Below are 19,130 nucleotides of genomic sequence, written 5' to 3'. Positions count from 1 at the left end.
TGTACAGTGGTGGGGCCTTCGCGGGTAAATCCGTTCCTACAGGGGGGGCGTGAATCGGGCGGCGCATTCTGCGACCAATGCCGAATCACCCTGCCTAAAAGCCAACGCTACGGTGCTCTGGCAATCCTCCATCAGCTTAATCAAACGCACCCCCGGCGGCGCCAGTCTTGACATGGACTCCGGCAGCAGCGCAATCCCGAACCCCGCCTGAATCAACTGCAACTGCGTGGTCTTGCGCGACACCACTTGCGCCGCCTTGGGGAAAAATCCCGCAGCCATGCACAACTCGGCCGACAGGTAACTCAGCCCGCCACGCTCGCGGTGCGGGATGGAGATAAAGCGCTCGTCGGCCAGTGCCTTCAAGCTGACCTGCGCGCAACCGGCCAGCCGATGCTCAGTTGCCACCGCCAGCAGCAACGGCTCGACAAACAGCGGCTGCAAGACGATGCCCTCGCGCTGGCGCAACACGGGTAGGCGAAGCAGGCCCAGGTCCAAGCGCCGTTCGCTCAGTTCTTCCAACTGCGCTTCGGAGGATTGCTGGGCGATCTCCATGCGCACGCCGGTGTTTTCGCCCAAATAGGCCTTCAGCCGCTCCAGCAAAAAACCGGTCAGCGGCACCGTGCTCGAATGGCTCAGGCGAAGTACCCCGCGCTGCCCCTTGCCGATTTCCGTGGCCATGATGCTGGCTTTCTCAAGCTCCACCAGCATGGCCCTTGCACGAGGCAAAAAGGCTTCGCCTGCTGCGGTGAGACGCGGCTGGCGGGCGGTGCGTTCAAACAACGGCGTATCGAGCTGGGTTTCCAGGTCCTTGATCTGTCGGCTCAAGGCCGACTGGGCGATGAACAGGCGTTCGGCCGCGGCGCTGAAACTGCCGCAATCGGCAATGTCGACGAAGTAGCGCAATTGGCGAGTGGAGATCATGAGCTATGCCGTAAAGAGATGGCTAATGGGTTTATCTCATATTAGTCAGCATGACTACGTACTGGCTAAAGTTTCTTCATACCCGTTGATAGGAGTACGCCTGCATGACGCTGACCACCTTATGGGCACAGCTGCCCTTCACCCCGCTGGCCTGGCTATGCATCTTGCTGGGAGTGGCCGCCGCCTACGTGGTGTTCGGCATCGCAGGCTTCGGCACCGCGCTGATCGCAGGCCCGGTGCTGATCCTGTTCATGCCGCTGTCGCGGATCATTCCGCTGCTGGTGGTGCTGGATTTTGTCGCCGCCTTCGGCAACTTGCTGCCGACGCGCAAGGCGGTGGCGCGCAAGGAGTTGCTGCGATTACTTCCGTGCATGGCGGTGGGCTGCACACTGGGGGTGATCTTCCTGCTTAACCTGCATTCCGACCTTTTGATGCTGTTGATGGGGTTGTTCATCAGCACCTATGCCGTCTACAACTTGGCGGTGAAGCGCAAACCCACGACCTTGAACCCGTTGTGGGCGATACCCATGGGCGTCACCGGCGGGCTGTTTGGTGCACTGTTTGGCAGCGGTGGTTTTCTCTATGCCATCTACCTGAATGCGCGGCTGGCCAAAAAGGAAGAAGCGCGGGCCACGCAAAGTGCGTTGATCAGTTGCAGCACCGTGGTGCGCTTGAGCCTGTTCCTGCTGGCGGGGGTGTACGCCGACCTGTCGCTGTTGTTGCTAGCCGTTTGTCTGCTGCCGTCCATGCTACTGGGCATGGCCACGGCGCGGCGCATTACACTGAATATGTCCCGCGAAGCCTTTGTTCGCCTGGTGACCTGGCTGGTGTTGGCCAGTGGTCTGGCGCTGGTCACGCGTTACCTCAGTGCTTGACCTGTGCCCCCACGCGATTATGCTGCCCGGCTTTTACCGTCTGCCGCAGGGCCGCCCCATGAGTAACCAAAGCATCGTTGTGCCGCTGATCTCCAGTTTTCCTGGCCACGAAGGCCGGGCGCGGCTGATTTTGCGCTGGCTGGTGCAAAAGAACATTGTCGAGCAGCAGGCCACCACCTGTGGGCGTACCGGCAATGGCATGGCCTACGCCATTGGCGAAGGCGCGCGCAACGTGGTCGAGCGCCCCGAACTGCTGCCCTACGGCAAGCCGGTCAATGGCCTGGAGGTGGTGATCAAACGCTGCATCTTCACCCCCACCGCAGGCTTTAAGGAAGAGGCCGGCTGCCCCGCGTGCCGCCGCGAAATCGGCGAGGCGTTGTTCGACAGCCTGGAGGACTGGATGCCCGGCCACAGCGATAATTTCATGTGCCCGGAATGCCGCCACGAAGATGACATCAACGGTTTTATTTTTCTGCAGCCATGCGCTTTTTCCAATCTGGGTTTCATCTTCAATGATTGGGCAGACGCGCAGTTCAAGGGGTCTTTTTTGAAAGACTTCGCCGAACGTCTGGATCAGAAGGTGCGCCTGGTTCGGGTCGACCTGTAACCGCTGGTGCGATTGGCTGATCTTTACATTGAGCAACCGGGGTTGTATGTATATAATGGCGCGCTTCCATTTTTCCCGCTCGGGAGCCCCCGCGATGCTGCGTATCAGCCAAGAAGCTCTGACCTTCGACGACATTCTTTTAGTGCCCGGTTACTCCGAGGTTCTCCCTAACGAAGTCAGCCTCAAGACTCGTTTGACCCGTGGCATTGAACTGAATATTCCGCTGGTTTCCGCCGCCATGGACACCGTGACCGAAGCCCGCCTGGCCATTGCAATGGCGCAGGAAGGTGGCATCGGCATCATCCACAAGAACATGACCATCGAGCAGCAAGCTGCCGAAGTGCGCAAGGTCAAGAAGTTCGAGGCCGGCGTGGTCAAGGACCCGATCACCATCGAGGCTGACGCCACGGTTCGTGACCTGTTCGAACTGACCCGCCTGCACAACATCTCCGGCGTACCGGTGCTGCACGATGGCGACCTGGTCGGCATCGTCACCTCCCGTGACGTGCGTTTCGAAACCCGCCTGGAAGCCACCGTCCGCGAAGTGATGACGCCTAAAGAGCGCCTGGTCACCGTGCGCGAAGGCGCTGACAAGCTGGAAGTGCGCGAGCTGCTGCACAAGCACCGCCTGGAAAAAGTCCTGATCGTGGACGACAAGTTCCAGCTCAAGGGCATGATGACCGTCAAGGACATCGAAAAAGCCAAGGCTTACCCATTGGCCAGCAAGGACGACCAGGCTCGCCTGCGCGTTGGTGCTGCGGTGGGTACCGGCAAAGACACCGGCGAGCGCGTAGCCGCCCTGGTTGCTGCTGGCGTTGACGTGGTGGTGGTCGATACCGCCCACGGTCACTCCAAGGGCGTTATCGATCGCGTTCGTTGGGTCAAAGAGAACTTCCCGCAAGTGCAGGTGATCGGCGGCAACATCGCCACCGGCGCTGCCGCCAAGGCCCTGGCCGAAGCCGGCGCTGACGCGGTCAAGGTCGGCATCGGCCCGGGCTCGATCTGCACCACCCGTATCGTCGCCGGTGTCGGCGTGCCGCAAATCAGCGCCATCGCCAACGTGGCTGCAGCGCTGGAAGGCACGGGTATCCCGTTGATCGCCGACGGCGGCATCCGCTTCTCCGGTGACCTGTCCAAGGCCATCGTCGCAGGCGCCTCGTGCGTGATGATGGGGTCGATGTTTGCCGGTACCGAAGAGGCACCAGGCGAGATCGAGCTGTTCCAGGGCCGTTCCTACAAGGCGTACCGCGGCATGGGTTCGCTGGGCGCCATGTCCCAGGCCCAGGGTTCTTCGGACCGCTACTTCCAGGACTCCTCGGCCGGTGCCGAGAAGCTCGTGCCGGAAGGCATCGAAGGCCGTGTGCCGTACAAGGGCTCCCTGGCCGCGATCATCCATCAACTGATGGGTGGCCTGCGCTCCTCGATGGGCTACACCGGCAGTGCCGACATCGAAGAGATGCGCACCAAGCCTGAGTTCGTCCGCATCACCGGCGCCGGCATGGCCGAATCTCACGTCCACGACGTGCAGATCACCAAGGAAGCGCCTAACTATCGCGTAGGTTGATAGTTGTCGCCGCCGGGCCTGTGCCTGGCGGCGAGATTGAATTTAAGGCGGGGCTGTTCATGGCAGCCCCGTGTTGTTTCCGATTACCACTGACGAGAAATAGTCATGGCCCTCGACATTCATGCTCACCGAATCCTGATCCTGGACTTCGGCTCCCAGTACACCCAGCTGATCGCCCGCCGCGTGCGCGAAATCGGCGTGTATTGCGAACTGCACCCCTTCGACATGGACGACGAAGCGATTCGCGAATTCGCCCCGCGCGGGATCATCCTCGCCGGCGGCCCCGAGTCCGTCCACGAAGCCAACAGCCCGCGCGCGCCGCAAGCTGTATGGGACCTGGGCGTGCCGGTATTCGGCATCTGCTACGGCATGCAGACCATGGCTGAACAGCTAGGTGGCAAGGTCGAAGGTTCCGAGCTGCGTGAATTCGGCTACGCCCGCGTCGACGTGGTTGGCAAGAGCCGCCTGCTCGATGGTATCGAAGACCACGTGGACGCCGATGGCGTGCTGGGCCTGGACGTGTGGATGAGCCACGGTGACAAGGTCACCAAGATGCCGGAAGACTTCCACGTGCTGGCCAGCACCCCGAGCTGCCCGATCGCTGGCATGGTGAACGATGCGCGCGGCTACTATGGCGTGCAGTTCCACCCGGAAGTGACCCACACCAAGCAAGGCGGTCGCATCCTGTCGCGCTTCATCCTCGACATCTGTGGCTGCGAAGCGCTGTGGACCCCGTCGAAAATCGCTGAAGACGCCATTGCCAACATCCGTGCCCAGGTCGGTACCGACAACGTGTTGCTGGGCTTGTCGGGCGGCGTGGACTCCTCGGTGGTCGCGGCCTTGCTGCACAAGGCCATCGGCGACCAGTTGACCTGCGTGTTCGTCGACAACGGTTTGCTGCGCCTGCACGAAGGCGAGCAAGTGATGGCCATGTTCGCCGAGAACATGGGCGTCAAAGTGATCCGCGCCAACGCCGAAGAGCAGTTCCTCGGTAACCTGGCCGGTGAAGCGGACCCAGAGAAAAAGCGCAAGATCATCGGCCGCACCTTCATCGACGTGTTCGATGCCGAATCCTGCAAGCTGGACAACATCAAGTACCTGGCCCAGGGCACCATCTACCCGGACGTGATCGAGTCGGCTGGCGCCAAGAGCGGCAAGGCCCACGTGATCAAGTCGCACCACAACGTGGGCGGCCTGCCGGAAGAAATGAACCTGAAACTGGTCGAGCCGCTGCGCGAACTGTTCAAGGATGAGGTTCGTCGCCTTGGCCTGGAACTGGGCCTGCCGTACGACATGGTCTACCGCCACCCATTCCCAGGCCCGGGCCTGGGCGTGCGCATCCTGGGTGAAGTGAAGAAGGAGTACGCCGACCTGCTGCGTCGCGCCGACCACATCTTCATCGAAGAGCTGCGCAAGGCCGACTGGTACCACAAGGTCAGCCAGGCCTTCGTGGTGTTCCAGCCAGTTAAATCGGTCGGCGTGGTCGGCGACGGCCGTCGTTACGCCTGGGTCGTGGCACTGCGTGCAGTGGAAACCATCGACTTCATGACCGCACGTTGGGCGCACCTGCCTTACGAGCTGCTGGAAACCGTCAGCGGCCGGATCATCAACGAGATCGAAGGCATTTCGCGGGTGACGTACGACGTGTCGAGCAAGCCGCCAGCGACGATTGAGTGGGAATGATTGGGCGCCTGGCCTAGGCCGGCACCGAGCGTGATGGATGTACCCAGAAGCCCGCGTAACTGCGGGCTTTTTTGTGCCCGCTCACCCCACCCCCGAATACTTGGCAGCGGCCGCGGCCCGTGACGGTACACCCAAGCTGCGCAGCAGCGACGACACATGGATGCGCACGGTAAAGGGCGAGATATTCAGCTCCCGGGCGATTTCCTTGTTGGTCTTGCCTTGGGCGATCAGGCGCAGGATGGCGTGCTGGCGGGCCGTGAGCGGGTGGGTTTCCAGCGGCAGCAAGCCTGACGCGGCATACTTGACCAGCACCTCGCCGGCGCGGATCGCCAGCAGCGCCTGGCCGATGTCGTCCGGGGCGATGTTTTTGCCGATAAAACCGTCGATCCCCAGTTGCATGAGCTGATCGATCAAGGCGGGGTCATCGACCATCGACACCACGATCAAGGTGGTGCGCCGCAGTTGCTGGCGCAAGTCGCTGAGTTGGCTCATGCAGGTCAGGCCAGGAAAGCGCAGGTCGAGGATCAGCGTGTCGACCTCCGTGCCGGTCAGTAACTGCGTTCGCACGGTCTCCAGGTCGCCTGCTTGCTCTATCGACGCTTCGGGCAGCAGCCGTTGCACGGTGTGCACCAGGGCTTCGCGAAACAGCGGGTGATCGTCGGCGACTATGATCCTGCACGGCATGGCGAGCCCTCCCTGGGCGCGACTTTTTCAAGGCATGTTATTTTACTGCCGCGCCGGGTGGCGCGTGATGGATCTATTGATACCAAGGATGTTTTCCCATGAGCTTGGAGAAAAACAGCGAACTGGACCAGGCCAACTTGCGCGTCATCGTGGCCGCCTGTGCCTTGGCCTATATCTGCGTGCTGGGTTTTCTGCCGGGGCACGAGGTGCGCACCTACCTGCCGGTGATTGTTTATATCGCCGTGTTCCTGCTGGCCTCCATCGGTTTTCGCCAGGTGATCGCCAGGTGGCCCGGGCATTATTCGGCGCGCCGAGTGCTGGGCATGATCCACGACTACACGGGCACCTCGTTCGGCCTGGTGGTGGGCGGTGAGGCCGCGTTGCCGCTGTACGCAGTGATGGTCTGGGTGAACCTGGGCAACGGCATGCGCTTTGGCTCGCGCTACCTGGCGATTGCCACGGGCCTGGCATTGCTGGCGCTGTTGATCATCTACCGGCTGACACCGTATTGGCAGGCGCACCCGTTCATGGTGCTGATGCTGATGATTACCAGCACGGTGATCCCGGTATACGCCCACCTGCTGTTGGAGCGCACCCGCAAGGCCTCTGAGGAGGCAATCGCCGCCAACCTGGAAAAATCCCGCTTCCTGGCCCAGGCCAGCCATGACCTGCGTCAGCCGATTCACTCCATAGGCCTGTTCACTGCCTGCCTGCGCGAAGCACGCCTGGGGCAAGACGAGCGGCGCCTGGTGGACAGCATCGACCGCTCGCTGCTTAACGTTTCGCAGCTGTTCCATTCGATCCTGGACCTGTACACGCTGGACAATGGCCGGGTACTGCCCAGTTATCAGACCCTGCACCTGGGGCGCTTTTTGGCCGACCTTGTGCGCCAGAATGCCGAGGCGGCGCGCTGGGCCGGTGTAGCGTTGCGCTTGCGGCCTTGCAGCCACTGGGTTCGCGCAGACCCGGCGCTGCTGCGCACCATGGTTCAGAACATCCTGTCCAATTGCTTGAAGTACGGCGCCCAGCGGCCGGTGCTGATCGGTGTGCGCAAGCGTGGCGATGCTCTGGTGATCGTGGTACACGATCAGGGGAAAGGGATCGCGCCAGAGCACCTTTCAAGCGTATTCGAAGAGTTCTATCGGGTACGTCAACGGCGCGACAAGGACGTTGAAGGCGTGGGCCTGGGCCTGTCGATCGTCAAGCGCTTGGGGGAATTGATGGCCGTGCAAGTGGCTATTCGTTCGCGGGTGGGCCATGGCACCTCTGTTTGCCTCTCTGGCTTGCCGCAGGCGTTAGCGCCCCGACAAGCATGCGTTGGTGAGGGAGTGCACCAGACTGGGCTGCTCACCGGGTTGAAGGTCTGCCTGGTGGAGGATGATCACAACGTGCTGCTGGCAACCCAAGCGTTGCTGGAGCGCTGGGGCTGCTCGGTGCAGGCCGAGTCAAATGGCCTTGGCCTGGCCAGCGATTGCGATGTAATCATCGCTGACCATGACCTGGGCAACCACGCCACCGGCATCGAGTGCATCGATCAGTTGCGCCAGCAGCGTGGCTGGGCGGTGCCGGCGCTGATACTCACCGGGCATGACGTGCTAGCTATCCAGGCGCAGTTGCAAGACCGTCAGATCGCCATCCTTTCCAAGCCTGTGCACCCGGCTGAACTGCGCTCTAGTTTGCGCGAGCTTGGCCGTGCGGCTATGAGCCGTTGACGCGTGGGCAGGCTTGCAGGCTTATTGCTTGGTGCATTGGGCGCCCATGCCCATGCCCATTGAACCCAATGCGACCATGGCGCCGCTAGGCAGTTCGCAGGCGTACTCGGCGCTGCCCGTGTTGGCCGTGAAGTAGGTGGTGCTGCTGTCGTTGCGTACGTTGGAAATTTTGCTCACAGGCTTGCCAATACTGGTCTGGGCTCGGCTCTTGAGGTCGTTTTCCGAGGGCTTGACCACTTGGCATCCGCCCAGGCCGAGTACCAGGGCGCTGAACAGAGTGAGCGTGAGGGGCGTGCGAAGTTGTTTCATGGGAACCTTCTTGGTTGGTTTGCGCTTCCCTCTATTCTTGAGGGTGTGGTGGCGTTCTTGCGTGGGGGTGGCGTGCAGATGCTCAGGCGGAGCCCCCTCTTTTTGCCCGCAGATTTAATGTCGAAGGCGCCCAGGGATCAATTAGGGCAGATGTGCTAATGGCCCATTGCCGCCTGCCCGTCACCGCTGAGGCAGGCAGCCTTCGACAGTGGTTGGCGGTGCGGATTACTCCATGTGTGTCATGCCGATCACTTTCATCGCGGTGATCAGTTCGCGCAGGCTTTCGAAGCGCCGGTCATTGATGTAGGTCCAGCGTGGGCGCTGGATATACACGAAGTTGGCTTCGGTGTGGATGGGCGTGAAGGCAAGGGTGTTGTCGCCGGTGCGATGAACGATCTGGGGCGGCTGGGTGCTGTTGTCGACTGCGAACATGCCCGGGCGTATGAGCTTGTTTTCCAGGCGAATGGTGGCGGGGTGGTCTGCCAGGGTCTGCATCTGGTACAGCAGGTCGCACTTCACGTCGCCGCCGGGATCAAGTACATGTTTTTCCACGTGCAAGCCCGGGTCGGGGCGCAGGCCTCGGCCTTGGGTGCTGGGCACGTCTTCGACGCGAATACCGATGGCACCTTCCAGCTCCGACACCCCTGGTACGCCGGCGAACGTGTTGGCGTGGGTGTTGCCCATCAACGCGACCCACTTGCCGCCATCACGGATGCGCTGGGTGCCCTTGATCACGGACTGGGCAACGTAGTTCATCATCTTTTGCCGCAGGTTGCCGGTGGTGTCATTCATGCCGCTGAGGCGGTAGCTGGCCAGGCAGTCGATGGCCTGGATGCGGATATGGTGCTGGTTGGCCACCCTTACCAGTTCCTTGAAAGTGAACTGCCCGCTGGGGTCGGTGTGAAAGCCCTTGTCCAGGTCGTCCAGGTACTGTTCCAGCGCAGGGTTGAGCTCACCGGTGCGGGCGAAGGCGTCCAGGTCGGCCTGATGGAAGTCGGTCAGCAGGTGTTCCATGTACAGGGTGCGCACGTCTTCGCGGGCCAGCAATGCCATGTTGTCGATCAGCAGTTTTTTGCTGCCGATGCTGGCATGGCTTTCGCCAATCACCAGGCCGGGTGCGCGGTCCAGGTGCTCTTTCAAAAAGTATTTTTCCTGGGTGATAGGGTCCAGGTCGACGATGGTCGGGCGCGAGGGGAGGGCCACATGCTCGAAGTAGTGTTCGGCCTCTACTTGTAATTTATCGCGCAGTGCACGCAACTGCACGAACGCCTCGTTTTCTTCTTCATCGCGAATATTGGCCCAGCCTTGCAGCATTTTGTTGTCATGCCCATTGGCCGCATTGCGCAGTTTGCCGCGCAGCGCCTGTGGGGTGTCATAGCGATACGTCGGGGTACGTACTTCCTGGGCCGGGGCTACGGCGCGGCCCCACGGTTTCTTGCCAAAGATGCCGCCGCCACCGCGTAGCCCGCCCGCCTTGAGCGGCTCCCACAGGCCCGCATCGTTCAACTTGACCGGAACGTTCTTGTAGAAAGAAAACGGATTGGCCGGGTCGATGACTACCCAGGTTTTCAACTCGCTCACATAGCGCACGCAATAGGGTAGATCGGCGATCTCGATGAACATTTCGCCGCGGCCATTCACCTGTACGCCCTTCATGTGGCCTTCGGCTGTGCTGGCCGTGTCCTTGAGTACTTCGTTGCTTTCCATGGACCGCAACAGCGCTGGCGTATCGCTGCTGCGCAGCACGCTGGGCAATGCGCGTTCCACCTCGGCAATGGCCTGTGCCGGCTCTATCGCCTTGATGCCCTGGAATGCCTCGGCAAGCGGCCCCCCCAGCATCGTGGCGTTGAACAGGATGTCGATGGCGCTGAAGATTGCCCCCACCACGCCCTTCTCGCGCAGGGCTGTGGTACGGCCATTGATCGACTGGTCGATGTTCAAGCCCATGCCGGCGATACCCGCGCCTACCAACGCCAGCGCCACCGGCCAGTCCACTGCGGCGATCGGGCTGAACACCTTGGATGCCGCGCCCAGGTAGCCAATCCACATGATCTTGCGGTACTCGCCATTGGTGGGCAGCAGCAGCGCAGCGTCGTTGTGCATGCGCGCCTTGGCGGCTTGCTGCAGGAAGGTGAATGGGTCTTGGGTGATGGGGGTGGTGACCTGGTTGAAGACGCTGCTGTGGTGGGCGCCCAGATGATAGACCAGCACGTCCAGCAGGTGATTGAGGCCGGTGGTGCTGCCTTGTTGTTGGTCGCTGACGCAAAAGTGCGACATGAAGCGTGCGCGGTTTTCCGCCATGTTGGTTTCGCCCAGCACCCACCACAGTAGGTCATAGGGCGTTTCGAATACGTGGAAGGCATTGAGCTCGCCGGGTACGTAGAGGTATTGGCGGCCATTGGTTTCGACGATGCGCAGGATGTCGCTGGAAACGATACCGCTGATGTCGAACGGGTACACCGCAAGCCCGGGCTGGGGGTGATGGTCGGCTTCAAGCGTGGCCAGGTCTACCGGCCAGCTCACGTTGCCGGCGACGGCACGCACCAGGGTCTGGAAATGATCATCGGAAATACGCAGCGCCTGGCGATCGGCCAGGGCGCTGGCCAGGTAGCGTGCCTTGGCCAGCGTGCGGAAGTCGCGGGCATGGTGCTCCCAGTATTGATTGAGTTTGTTTTCGTAGTACCAGCGAAAGTCGATGGCCCAGAAGTCCTTGAGGATCTGTTGCGGCAGGATCCGCACTTCATTGCTTTGGTCATAGATCGATGCCCAGGGACCTGCCTGGTAGAAGCCACCGTGCTCTTGCAGGGCGTCCGGATTCTCCTGGAAGTTGCTGGCGAAGCGGTGGACCACCAGTTGCGGGAAGGTCAGCGACTGAATCGGCCGATCATCATGCACCCAGCCGTTGTAAGTGCGAGGGCTGCCCTGAGTGTTGTCCCAGAGGTGCCACCACACGTTGTCGGGTTCCAACGCCAGGCCGGTATGTTTCTTGATCAACCCCTGAGCGATCTCGCGGGCCACCTGGCGCATGTCGGGGCAGTTGCTGACCAGTTGGCGGGCGAGGGTGCGCAGGGCTTGTGCGTCGTCTAGCGGTGATGATGGGTGCATGGTCTTTAACCCTTAGTGAGTGAAGACCCATCGTTTCAAAGCGCAGGGAAGGCCTGTGGTAGTTATGCAGGGTGGCCTTTTCAAAATGTTTCCAGTCTTAAACTTTCTCACTCGCAGGTGTATCGTGTGCGCCCCGTTAGTACGCCGTTTTCGAGGTTGTTGCTGTCATGTCCTTTACCCGCCGTCAAATCCTCACTGGCCTCACCGGCCTTGCTGTCGTGGGCCTGGGTGCCGGGGGCACGGCGAGGTATTGGTTGGGCCGGCGTGACGATCAGGCCGGGAGTGACTACGAGTTGATCGCAGCGCCCTTGGATGTCGAGCTGGTCAGCGGGCACAAGACGCCCGCCTGGGCCTTTGGCGCTTCGGCGCCGGGTACCGAGCTGCGGGTGCGCCAGGGCGAGTGGTTGCGGGTGCGCTTCATCAACCACCTGCCGGTGCCCACCACCATCCATTGGCATGGCATCCGCCTGCCGCTGGAAATGGACGGGGTGCCCTACGTGTCGCAGTTGCCGGTGCTGCCGGGCGAGTACTTTGACTATAAGTTCCGCGTGCCGGACGCCGGCAGTTATTGGTACCACCCCCATGTGGCCAGCAGCGAAGAGCTGGGCCGCGGGCTGGTGGGGCCGTTGATCGTCGAGGAGCGCGAACCGACCGGGTTCGCCCATGAGGCCACGCTGAGCCTGAAGAACTGGCACGTGGACGAGGAGGGCGCCTTTGTGCCGTTCAGCATCCCTCGCGAGGCAGCCCGTAACGGCACGCTGGGGCGGCTTTCGACGATCAATGGTGTGCCGCAGGCCACCGTCGACCTGCCGGCCGGGCAGATTGTGCGGGTGCGCTTGCTTAACCTGGATAACACTGCCACGTACCGTTTGAATTTTCGCGGCGATGCCCAGATGCGCCTGTATGCACTGGACGGCAACCCCATCGAGCCGCGCGACTTTGGCAAGGACTACTGGCTGGGCCCGGGCATGCGCGTGTGCCTGGCGATAAAAATGCCAGCCGCCGGCTCGGAGATTGCCGTACGTGACGGCCCGGTGCGCCTGGGCACCCTGCGTTCGGTGGCCAGCACCGGCAGCGCCACCGACTGGCCGAAAGCCTTGCCCGCCAACCCGGTGGCCGAACCGGACCTGGCCAATGCCGAGAGGCTCAACTTCAATTTCGAGTGGGTGGGCTCGGTGTCGGTGAACACCGACCCCGAGCGCCCGCCCAGCTTGTGGCAGATCAACGGCAAGGCCTGGGACATCACCGACAAGACCTGCGCCGACCGGCCGATTGCCACGCTGAAAAAGGGCAACAGCTATATTTTCGAATTGAAGAACATGACCCAGTATCAGCACCCGATCCATTTGCATGGCATGAGCTTCAAGGTGATTGCGTCCAACCGTCGCGAGATCATCCCGTACTTCACCGACACCTACCTGTTGGGCAAGAACGAGCGGGCGCAGGTGGCACTGGTGGCGGATAATCCGGGGGTGTGGATGTTCCATTGCCACGTGATCGACCACATGGAAACCGGGCTGATGGCCGCGATCGAGGTGGCTTGAGATGCGCCAACCACAAATCATCGATCGCAGCCGCGATCAGCAATTCATGCGCGAAGCTCTGGCGTTGGCCGCTCAAGGCGCGGCGCTGGGCGAAGTGCCGGTGGGCGCGGTGCTCGTGCACAACGGTGAAATCATTGGCCGTGGCTTCAATTGCCCGATCAGCGGCAGCGACCCCAGCGCCCATGCCGAGATGGTGGCCATCCGCGCCGCAGCCCAGGCTTTGAGCAATTACCGGTTGCCGGGCAGCACGCTGTACGTGACCCTGGAGCCGTGCAGCATGTGCGCAGGGCTGATCGTGCACTCGCGGGTGAGCCGTGTGGTGTATGGGGCGGTAGAGCCCAAGGCGGGCGTGGCGCAAAGCCAGGGGCAGTTCTTTGCTCAGGGGTTTCTCAACCACCGCGTGCTGATCGAGGGCGGGGTGCTGGCGCAGGAATGCAGCACCCTCCTGAGTGAGTTTTTCCGGGCCCGCCGCGCCAAGGTTTGAGAGTGGCGGTGGCTTTTTCGCGGATCAATCGGCTCCTACGTAAACGTTACGCGCGCGTAGGAAGGGATTCATCCGCGAACAGAGCCCCGCACATTTACAGTGGCGGGGTTTCCTGGGTGGGCTTGGTCTTGTCCACGCCCGGTACGTGCAGGTTGCTCTCGGCCACCTGGCTGCCTTCCAGCTGCGGCTGGGTCACCCAGGTGAGGATGTCGTAATAGCGGCGGATGTTGGCCACGAAGTGCACCGGCTCGCCGCCACGGGCATAGCCGTAACGGGTCTTGCGGTACCACTGCTTCTGGGCCAGGCGCGGCAGCATCTTTTTCACGTCCAGCCACTTGTTCGGGTTCAGGCCTTCGTTCTCGGCCAACTTGCGCGCATCGTCCAGGTGGCCGCTGCCCACGTTGTAGGCGGCCAGGGCGAACCAGGTGCGGTCGGGCTCGGCGATCTTGTCGTCGAGCTGGTCACGCACGTAGGCGAAGTACTTGGCGCCGCCGCTGATGCTCTGCTTGGGGTCCAGGCGGTTGGACACGCCCATGGCCTGGGCGGTGTTCTGGGTCAGCATCATCAGGCCGCGCACGCCGGTCTTGGAGGTGACGTCGGCCTGCCACATGGACTCCTGATAGCCGATGGCGGCCAGCAGGCGCCAGTCCAGTTGTTCGGTTTTGGCCGAGGCATGGAAGTTCTTTTCGAATTTTGGCAGGCGCTGCTGCAGGTGCTGGGCGAAGGTGTACGCACCCACGTAGCCCAATACGTCGACATGGCCGTAATAACGGTCTTTCAGGCGTTGCAGGGTGCCGTTCTTCTGCACCTTGTCGATAAAGCCGTTGATCTCGTTGAGCAGGCTGTTGTCTTCCCCGGCGGCCACGGCCCAACGCTGGTCACGGGCATCGCCCAAATCGAAGGCCACCCGTACATTAGGGAAATACACTTGGTTCATCGACACTTCGTTGGAGTCGACCAGGGTCAGGTCGATCTGACCTTCATCGACCATGCGCAGTAGGTCGACGACTTCAACCGCGTCAGACTCTTCGTATTGAATGCCGGGATACTGCTTTTTAAGTTGTGCCAATTGTTCGGCATGGGTGCTGCCCTTGAGCACCATGATGTGCTTGCCCACCAGGTCCGACGCATCGGTAGGTCTTGCCTGGCCGTTGCGGTAGATGACCTGGGGGGTGACTTCAAGGTAGGGGTGCGAGAAGCGCACCTGCTGCTTGCGCTGGTCGCTGCTGACCAGGCCTGCCGCGGCCAGCACTGGGCCGTTGGGCTTGCCCACCTGGCCGAACAGGTCGTCCAGGTTGTCGGCGGTCTCGATCTCAAGCTTCACGCCCAGATCGTCGGCGAAACGCTTGACCAGCTCGTACTCGAAACCGGTTTCGCCGTTACGGTCCTGGAAGTAGGTGGCCGGGCTGTTGCGGGTAATCACGCGCAGCACGCCGTCCTCCTTTACTTTCTCAAGGGTGCTGGGTTTATCAACACAGCCATTGAGGATCAGGAAGAGACTGGTCGCGATAAGCCATTTGGCACCGCGCAGGCGTACTGCAGTCTGGGCGAACATGGGTGCAGTATACGCAAAGGACCCTCGTCGCCATATCTCGACAGTTGCGGGGTAGTCTGGTAGGGGCGGCGCTACAAAAACGCTGCGACGATCGGCCTGTGCCTCGATTACCGTTTCGGGTGCCCTAAGCTGCGGTTTAGGCTAGAATGCACGGCCTCCAAGCACACCCTTCTGAGGCTGTCCCGAAGATGTTGATCCTGCGCGGCGCTCCTGCCCTTTCTGCCTTTCGCCACGGTAAGTTACTCGAGCTACTGAGCCAGAAAGTCCCCGCTGTAAGCGGCTTGTATGCTGAATTCGCCCACTTCGCCGACGTTAGCGGCGAATTGTCCGCCGATGAGCAGCAAGTGCTGGCCCGACTGCTCAAGTACGGTCCGAGCGTACCGGTCCAGGAGCCTGCGGGCCGCCTGTTCCTGGTCATGCCGCGTTTTGGCACCATTTCGCCATGGTCGAGCAAGGCCAGCGATATCGCCCATAACTGTGGCCTGGGCAACGTCCAGCGCCTGGAGCGCGGTATTGCCTTCTACGTCAGCGGTGAATTCAGCGAGGCCCAGGCCCAACTGATTGCCAGCAGCCTGCACGACCGCATGACCCAAGTGGTACTGAGCCGCCTGGACGAGGCCGCTGGCCTGTTCAGCCACGCAGAACCCAAGCCTTTGACCGCCATCGACATCCTTGTTGGTGGCCGCGCCGCGCTGGAAACCGCCAACGTCGAGTTGGGCCTGGCCTTGGCCGAAGACGAAATCGACTACCTGGTCACCAGCTTCCAGGGCCTGGGGCGCAACCCCCATGACATCGAGCTGATGATGTTTGCCCAGGCGAACTCCGAGCACTGCCGCCACAAGATCTTCAACGCCAGTTGGGACATCGACGGCCAGAGCCAGGAAAAAAGCCTGTTCGGCATGATCAAGAACACCTACCAGATGCACAGCGAAGGCGTGCTCTCGGCTTATAAAGACAACGCCTCGGTGATCGTCGGCAGCGTCGCCGGGCGTTTCTTCCCGAACCCTGAAACCCGCCAGTACGGCGCGGTACAGGAGCCGGTGCACATCCTGATGAAGGTCGAAACCCACAACCACCCGACCGCCATCGCGCCATTCCCGGGGGCCTCCACCGGTTCCGGCGGCGAGATCCGCGACGAGGGCGCGACCGGCCGTGGCGCCAAGCCCAAGGCTGGCCTGACCGGTTTCACCGTGTCGAACCTGCAGATCCCAGGCTTCGTGCAGCCTTGGGAAAAGCCCTACGGCAAGCCTGAGCGCATCGTCACAGCGCTGGACATCATGATCGACGGCCCGCTGGGCGGCGCCGCGTTCAACAACGAATTCGGTCGCCCGGCCCTGACCGGCTACTTCCGTACCTTCGAGCAGCAGATCGACACCCCCCACGGCGAAGAAGTGCGCGGCTACCACAAGCCGATCATGCTGGCCGGCGGCATGGGTAACATCCGTGCCGAGCACGTGCAAAAGGGCGAAATCACCGTCGGCTCCAAGCTGATCGTACTTGGCGGCCCGGCCATGCTGATTGGCCTGGGCGGCGGCGCAGCCTCTTCCATGGCCACCGGCACCAGTTCTGCTGACCTGGACTTTGCCTCGGTACAGCGCGAAAACCCGGAAATGGAACGCCGCTGCCAAGAAGTCATCGACCGTTGCTGGCAATTGGGTGACAAGAACCCGATCAGCTTCATCCACGACGTGGGCGCGGGCGGTTTGTCCAACGCCTTCCCGGAACTGGTCAACGACGGCGGCCGCGGCGGTCGTTTCGAGCTGCGCAACGTGCCGAACGATGAGCCAGGCATGGCGCCGCTGGAGATCTGGAGCAACGAATCCCAGGAGCGCTATGTGCTGGCGGTGGACGCAGCCGATTTCGAGCGCTTCCAGGCCATCTGCGAGCGCGAGCGCTGCCCGTTCGCGGTAGTGGGCGAGGCAACTGCCGAGCCGCAACTGACCGTGACCGACAGCCATTTTGGCAACAACGCCGTCGACATGCCGCTCGAAGTGCTGCTGGGCAAGGCCCCGCGCATGCACCGTTCGGCCGTTCGCGAAGCAGAGCTGGGTGATGACTTCAACCCGGCCAAGCTTGAGCTGGCTGATTCCATCGAGCGCGTGCTGCACCACCCTGCGGTGGCCAGCAAGAGCTTCTTGATCACCATCGGCGACCGCACCATCACAGGCCTTGTGGCCCGTGACCAAATGGTCGGCCCGTGGCAGGTGCCGGTGGCCGACGTTGCCGTCACCGCCACCAGTTTCGACGTGTACACCGGCGAAGCCATGGCCATGGGTGAGCGCACGCCGCTGGCCCTGCTCAACGCCAAGGCCTCGGGGCGCATGGCGGTCGGCGAAACCCTGACCAACATCGTTGCCTCGTCCATCGGCAAGATTTCCGACATCAAGCTGTCGGCCAACTGGATGTCCGCTGCTGGCCACCCAGGTGAAGACGCGCGCTTGTACGACGCCGTGCAAGCGGTCGGCATGGAGCTGTGCCCGGAGCTGGGCATTACCATCCCTGTGGGCAAGGACTCCATGTCCATGAAAACCCGCTGGAGCGATGACGGCGTCGAGAAGAGCGTGACCTCGCCACTGTCGCTGATCATCACCGGCTTCGCCCCGGTGCTGGACGTGCGCCAGACCCTGACCCCAGAGCTGCGCATGGACAAGGGCGAAACCGACCTGATCCTGATCGACCTGGGCCGCGGGCAAAACCGCATGGGCGCCTCGATCCTGGCCCAGACCCACGGCAAACTGGCCAGCGTGGCACCGGACGTCGACGACGCCGAAGACCTGAAAGCCTTCTTCGCCGTGATCCAGGGCCTGAACGCTGATGGCCACCTGTTGGCCTACCATGACCGTTCCGACGGCGGCCTGTTGGTGAGCGCCGTGGAAATGGCCTTCGCCGGCCACTGCGGCTTGAACCTGCAACTGGACACCGTGGCGCACAACGCCGACGAAGTGCAGGCAGTATTGTTCAACGAAGAGTTGGGGGCGTTGATCCAGGTTCGCCAGGACGCTACCCCAGCCATCCTTGCCCAGTTCAGCGCTGCTGGCCTGGCTGACTGCGTGGCCGTGATCGGCAAGCCGGTCAACAACGGCGAGGTGATCATCAGCCTCAACGGCGAGACCCTGTTCGAAGGCCAGCGCCGCTTGCTGCAGCGCCAGTGGGCCGAGACCAGCTACCAGATCCAGCGCCTGCGCGACAACGTGACCTGCGCCGAGCAAGAGTTCGACGTCTTGCTGGAAGAAGACAACCCGGGCCTGAGCGCCAAGCTCAGCTTCGACGTCAACGAAAACATCAGCGCGCCGTACATCAACAAGGGCGTGCGCCCGCAAGTGGCCGTGCTGCGTGAGCAGGGCGTCAACGGCCAGGTGGAAATGGCGGCGGCGTTCGACCGTGCCGGTTTCAATGCCATTGACGTGCACATGAGCGACATCCTGGCAGGGCGCGTCGACCTGAACGAGTTCAAGGGCCTGGTGGCCTGCGGTGGTTTCAGCTACGGCGACGTGCTGGGTGCCGGTGAAGGCTGGGCCAAGTCGGCGCTGTTCAACGCCCGTGCCCGCGATGCGTTCCAACAGTATTTCGAGCGCACCGACAGCTTCACCCTGGGTGTGTGCAACGGTTGCCAGATGATGTCCAACCTGCACGAGCTGATCCCGGGCAGCGAATTCTGGCCGCACTTCGTGCGCAACCGCTCCGAGCAGTTCGAAGCACGCGTGGCGATGGTCCAGGTGCAAGAGTCCAACTCGATCTTCCTGCAGGGCATGGCCGGTTCGCGCATGCCGATCGCCATCGCCCACGGTGAAGGCCATGCGGAGTTCGCCAACGAGCAGGCACTGATCGAAGCGGACTTGTCCGGTTGCGTGGCGATGCGTTTCGTCGACAGCCATGGCAAGGTCACCGAGAACTACCCGGCCAACCCGAACGGTTCGCCGCGCGGGATCACCGGCCTGACCAGCCGCGACGGCCGCGTGACCATCATGATGCCGCACCCGGAGCGGGTCTTCCGCGCAGTGCAGAACTCCTGGTGCCCAGAGGATTGGACTGAAGACGCCGGCTGGATGCGTATGTTCCGTAACGCCCGTGTGTGGGTGAACTAAGG

13 protein-coding genes are annotated in these 19,130 nt (G+C 62.1%); 8 read left to right on the top strand and 5 right to left on the bottom strand.

The window, feature by feature from the left end; all coding sequences use genetic code 11:
• Nucleotides 1-36: 36 nt before the first annotated feature.
• On the bottom strand, nucleotides 37-921 hold the full coding sequence (locus tag L9B60_RS05760; RefSeq protein ID WP_249677125.1) for a LysR substrate-binding domain-containing protein: 885 nt from the start codon (nucleotides 919-921) through the stop codon (nucleotides 37-39).
• 104 nt (nucleotides 922-1,025) lie between these two features.
• Between L9B60_RS05760 and L9B60_RS05755 the strand changes: the two genes are divergently transcribed.
• The 4 genes from L9B60_RS05755 to guaA all read left to right on the top strand — a co-directional run bounded on the left by L9B60_RS05755 (nucleotide 1,026) and on the right by guaA (nucleotide 5,650).
• Entirely contained in the window at nucleotides 1,026-1,796 is a 771-nt protein-coding gene (locus tag L9B60_RS05755) for a sulfite exporter TauE/SafE family protein (RefSeq protein ID WP_249677123.1), read from the top strand.
• A gap of 58 nt (nucleotides 1,797-1,854) precedes the next feature.
• Nucleotides 1,855-2,403, top strand: a complete 549-nt coding sequence (locus tag L9B60_RS05750; RefSeq protein WP_249677121.1) for a sugar ABC transporter ATPase — start codon at nucleotides 1,855-1,857, stop codon at nucleotides 2,401-2,403.
• Between the two features lie 94 nt (nucleotides 2,404-2,497).
• Nucleotides 2,498-3,967, top strand: coding sequence for an IMP dehydrogenase (gene guaB / locus L9B60_RS05745; RefSeq protein ID WP_249677119.1), 1,470 nt, complete (start codon nucleotides 2,498-2,500; stop codon nucleotides 3,965-3,967).
• Between the two features lie 105 nt (nucleotides 3,968-4,072).
• Nucleotides 4,073-5,650: a glutamine-hydrolyzing GMP synthase gene (gene guaA / locus L9B60_RS05740; RefSeq protein ID WP_249677117.1), complete on the top strand. Its 1,578-nt coding sequence runs from the start codon at nucleotides 4,073-4,075 to the stop codon at nucleotides 5,648-5,650.
• An 81-nt stretch (nucleotides 5,651-5,731) separates the two neighbouring features.
• Here guaA and L9B60_RS05735 read toward each other — a convergent pair whose 3' ends face one another.
• Nucleotides 5,732-6,334, bottom strand: a complete 603-nt coding sequence (locus tag L9B60_RS05735; protein WP_249677115.1) for a LuxR C-terminal-related transcriptional regulator — start codon at nucleotides 6,332-6,334, stop codon at nucleotides 5,732-5,734.
• A gap of 98 nt (nucleotides 6,335-6,432) precedes the next feature.
• On the opposite strand from L9B60_RS05735, the gene L9B60_RS05730 reads away from it, so the two are divergent.
• Nucleotides 6,433-8,046, top strand: a complete 1,614-nt coding sequence (locus tag L9B60_RS05730; protein WP_249677113.1) for an ATP-binding response regulator — start codon at nucleotides 6,433-6,435, stop codon at nucleotides 8,044-8,046.
• 21 nt (nucleotides 8,047-8,067) lie between these two features.
• Here L9B60_RS05730 and L9B60_RS05725 read toward each other — a convergent pair whose 3' ends face one another.
• Both L9B60_RS05725 and L9B60_RS05720 read right to left on the bottom strand, forming a co-directional pair.
• Complete coding sequence (locus tag L9B60_RS05725; protein WP_249677111.1) at nucleotides 8,068-8,355, bottom strand: hypothetical protein; 288 nt, start codon at nucleotides 8,353-8,355, stop codon at nucleotides 8,068-8,070.
• Between the two features lie 225 nt (nucleotides 8,356-8,580).
• Nucleotides 8,581-11,460, bottom strand: a complete 2,880-nt coding sequence (locus L9B60_RS05720; protein WP_249677109.1) for a membrane-targeted effector domain-containing toxin — start codon at nucleotides 11,458-11,460, stop codon at nucleotides 8,581-8,583.
• Between the two features lie 167 nt (nucleotides 11,461-11,627).
• Here L9B60_RS05720 and L9B60_RS05715 point away from each other — a divergent pair, with 167 nt between their 5' ends.
• Both L9B60_RS05715 and tadA read left to right on the top strand, forming a co-directional pair.
• Nucleotides 11,628-13,004 carry a multicopper oxidase family protein gene (locus L9B60_RS05715; RefSeq protein ID WP_249677106.1) on the top strand — a complete coding sequence of 459 codons (1,377 nt, stop codon included), beginning with the start codon at nucleotides 11,628-11,630 and terminating at the stop codon, nucleotides 13,002-13,004.
• 1 nt (nucleotide 13,005) lies between these two features.
• A complete protein-coding gene (tadA, locus tag L9B60_RS05710) occupies nucleotides 13,006-13,488 on the top strand; it encodes a tRNA adenosine(34) deaminase TadA (RefSeq protein WP_249677104.1) in 483 nt (160 codons plus the stop codon).
• 94 nt (nucleotides 13,489-13,582) lie between these two features.
• Here the strand turns inward: tadA and mltF are convergent, their stop codons facing one another.
• Nucleotides 13,583-15,043 (bottom strand): membrane-bound lytic murein transglycosylase MltF, encoded by a 1,461-nt coding sequence (gene mltF, locus L9B60_RS05705; RefSeq protein WP_249677102.1) that lies wholly within the window; start codon nucleotides 15,041-15,043, stop codon nucleotides 13,583-13,585.
• Nucleotides 15,044-15,231: 188 nt separating this feature from the next.
• Here mltF and purL point away from each other — a divergent pair, with 188 nt between their 5' ends.
• Entirely contained in the window at nucleotides 15,232-19,128 is a 3,897-nt protein-coding gene (gene purL / locus L9B60_RS05700) for a phosphoribosylformylglycinamidine synthase (protein WP_249677100.1), read from the top strand.
• Nucleotides 19,129-19,130 lie beyond the last annotated feature (2 nt).

Source organism: Pseudomonas abieticivorans (genome assembly GCF_023509015.1).
Taxonomy (GTDB): domain Bacteria; phylum Pseudomonadota; class Gammaproteobacteria; order Pseudomonadales; family Pseudomonadaceae; genus Aquipseudomonas; species Aquipseudomonas abieticivorans.
The sequence above is the reverse complement of the archived record's forward strand: the minus strand, read 5'-3'. Positions and strand labels throughout refer to the sequence as shown.